The following is a 3,417-nucleotide window of genomic DNA, read 5'->3' as shown; positions in this document are numbered from 1 at the left end:
ATCATCGTCCAACCCGTCGGTGTGGTCGCAGCGATCACCCCGTGGAACTTCCCGTTGTATCAGGCCGCATTGAAAGTCGCCCCCGCCCTCGCCGTCGGGTGCACCATCGTTCTCAAGCCCAGCGAAGTTGCCGGGCTCACAGCATATGTTCTCGCCGACATCGTCGACGAGATCGGGCTTCCGCCAGGAGTGTTCAATCTGGTGTCCGGGTACGGGCCAGCGGTCGGGGAATACCTGGCGGGTCACCGGGACGTGGATGCGGTCACCTTCACAGGATCCGACCGTGCTGGTGCGCGGGTGGCCGAAGTAGCCGGTGCAGCGATCACGCCGGTGACTCTCGAACTGGGAGGCAAGAGCGCACACGTACTTCTCGACGCTCACGATCTCGAGGCAGCCGTGCACTACAGCGTCGCCAGCGCATTCGGTAACAACGGCCAAGTCTGCGCAGCATTGAGTCGACTGATCGTGCCCCGATCCGCACTCGCCGAGGTCGAACGACTGGTGACGGCGGAGGCGGCCACGTACATCCCCGCCGACCCGCTCGATCCGACGACCAAGCTCGGCCCGCTGGTCTCCCGACAGCAACACGACCGTCTCGTCTCAATCGTTTCCCGTTCGATCGCCGAGGGAACCAGAGTGCTCATGGGAGGAGTCGGCCAGGTCGGCGATCTTCCGAACGACCTGTCGGGCGGCTACTACTTCGCGCCCACAGTATTCACCGACGTCGACCCCGCATCGACGATCGGACAGGAGGAAGCCTTCGGCCCCGTCCTCGCCATCCTCCCCTACGACGGCGACGAAGACGCCGCGTTAGCTGTTGTCGACAGCACCCCGTACGGTCTCAACGCGGCGGTCTGGGCCGAAGACACCGATCGTGCAGCACAATTCGCAAAGAAGATTCACGCAAGTACGGTCTACATCAATGCCGGAAAGTTCAACCCCTCGGCGCCATTCGGCGGAACTAAGCGCTCGGGTTTCGGACGTGAACGCGGAATTTACGGCCTTCATGAATTCGTGCAGACAAAAGCAATCCAAAGCTGACATCCGCAACGGATCGACGCCCACCGTCAGAGGTCGCCAGGCGGTGGGCGGTGGGCGGTGGGCGGTGGGAGAGTGTGCCAGCCACAACATCCGTATGGCTGCCCAGTGCGACCGTAACCGTCACCGTTCYCGGAGAAGGCTCTCACACCCCGGTTTGCGTTCAAGCCGGCGATCGGTACCTGCCGGGGAAGCCAATCACTCAGGACCGTTCCAGCTGACCCGCCCTGTTTCCCGAGCGGACCGTGCCGGAACAATGAGAACGAATCGCCTGACCATCACCAGCATCGATCCATGCCTCGTCACCCGAGGCCAGTGCAGCCACAAGCGCTCCCTGACGCCGCCATCGATGTCATCGCGGCGCACCCCCACAGCGGCGTTTTGGTCCGTCAGCGCCACACCCGAAAGAGCCATCACATGCAAACCGACCTCTCAGTGCCCGAACAGGCAGACGTTGTCAGGCGACTCTTCTGGCGCCTGATGCCCTTTGTCACGGCGATATACCTCATCGCAATCATCGACCGACAAAATGTCGGCTTCGCCAAACTGCAGATGGTGGACCACCTCGGCATGACGGAGACCGTATATGGTCTCGCGTCGTCCCTCTTCTTCATTGGCTACCTACTCCTGGAAGTGCCAAGTGTGCTCGCGCAGAACAGATTCGGAGCACGAATATGGTTGGCACGAATCCTGGGAAGTTGGGGACTAGTCACCATCGCGCTCGGCTTCACCCAAACCGGCACCATGTTCGGAGCTCTGCGCTTCCTCCTCGGAGTAGCCGAAGCAGGCGCCTACCCCGGCCTCGTGTTCTACCTCACCCTGTGGTTCCCGCTGGCCTATCGAGTTCGTGCGCTCGCCGTCCTTACGCTTGGAAGCTCACTCGGGAACGCTCTCGGCGCATTCATCGGTGGCCCGCTACTCGAGCTCGACGGAACATTCGGCCTCCACGGTTGGCAGTGGGTGTTCCTAGCCACCGGAGTGCCCGCCGTGGCGATGATGTTCGTCGTGCTGCGATGGCTCCCGGACACACCGAAGACCGCGTCCTTCCTGAACGACCGTGAGCGAGGTTGGCTACTCCGTACCCTCGCGGACGAATCCGGGGCGAAGCAGTCGGGTCACGGGAGTTTTCTGTCCGCGTTGATCAGTCCACGAGTGCTGTTCTTGGCCGGGGTGTACACCCTCATCATGATTTCGCTGTATGGGGTGATTTACTGGACTCCGACCGTGGTAAGGGAATTCGGTGTCACCGGCACGATGAACGGCGTACTCAGCGCAACTCCATGGCTCGTCACCACGGCGCTCCTACTGTGGCTGCCCAAGCGCTTGGAAGGCGTGCGGCGCTCGCGAATCGGCATGATGGTGTTCGCCAGCATCGGATTGCTCGCCTTCGGGTGCAGCACCTTGGTCGCCGACAACACTCTCCGGTTCATTGCTATTGTCATTGGAACACCGTGTATTTCGCTTCTGATTCCGTGCTTTTGGCCAATGCCTTCACGGATACTGAGCGGAGCACGCGCAGCCGGTGGCATCGCCATAATCTCGACTATCGGAAGCATCGGGGGCTTCATCGCTCAGAACCTCATGCCCTGGGTCGCTGGGCTCGGTGGGGCGCCTGTATACGCGATGTTGGTGCCCGCCTTCTGCCTCGGCGCCCTTGCTGTCGGAAGTTCTGTCGCACTTGTGCGGGACGGTACGGCGACTGCCGACACCACACCAGAAAACCTTCCATCGACTAGCGGCAGCCCTAGCGGCTAATGGTCATCGCGGGGGAGAGACGCTTATGCGCGGCGTTGGGCCGCATGTTCGACCTCGATGGTGGGTTGGCTGACCTGTAAGAATTCGCTCACGTGTCGGCCGAGGACCGACGAGCGGTATCGCTTCGTGATGGCGCGGTCGGCCGAGCGTGCGTTGTCGGCGACGTGCCGGAGAAGGTCGCGACCGCGGTGTCGAGTTCGTCACGGGTCCGCTTCTGGAGAATCTGCGGCGGGTAGGCATACCCCTACATCCACCGTTGGCTCCGGGCTGTAGCGTCCGCCGGGGCACGTACCGGGGGCTGTGTCTGATCAATGACGTGAACCGCACGGCGGAGGTCACCGCGATCTCGCACCGCGCTGACGCCTGTCGCACGTAGACGTCCGCGAGGACCCGACGGTGACATTGCGAACCGCGCATCTACTCGCATCGGGGAGGGAGCCGCCGACGGCGCGCAATGCTGTCGCCCCGATCCAATTGCGCCTTCTCTGTGAAGGTCGGTCGGTGAAGCGCAACTTGGACTCGGAAAGTGCGGTGCTCGTCGATCGCACCCTACCGATCGACGGACCGACTAGGCATATGGCAAACAATATGGTGAACCGTATGGCATTAGGTATGGCCTTATGA

At 62.1% G+C, this 3,417-nt stretch carries 2 protein-coding genes; both read left to right on the top strand.

From position 1 onward, the window contains the following. Positions 1-1,041, top strand: a 1,041-nt coding sequence (locus AC1DWT_RS50210; RefSeq protein ID WP_477926167.1) for an aldehyde dehydrogenase family protein, incomplete at its 5' end; no start/stop codon positions are given. Positions 1,042-1,455: 414 nt separating this feature from the next. Next, positions 1,456-2,793 (top strand): MFS transporter, encoded by a 1,338-nt coding sequence (locus AC1DWT_RS50205; RefSeq protein ID WP_477926166.1) that lies wholly within the window; start codon positions 1,456-1,458, stop codon positions 2,791-2,793. The last annotated feature ends 624 nt before the right edge of the window (positions 2,794-3,417 follow it).

This window comes from Rhodococcus sp. P4_B6, assembly GCF_056402215.1.
Note: the sequence above shows the minus strand (reverse complement) of the source record. Positions and strands in the feature narration are given on the sequence as shown.

Excerpts from the sequence above, each read along its gene's own strand:
- AC1DWT_RS50205 (WP_477926166.1), top strand. The coding sequence starts at position 1,456 with ATGCAAACCGACCTCTCAGTGCCCGAACAGGCAGACGTTGTCAGGCGA.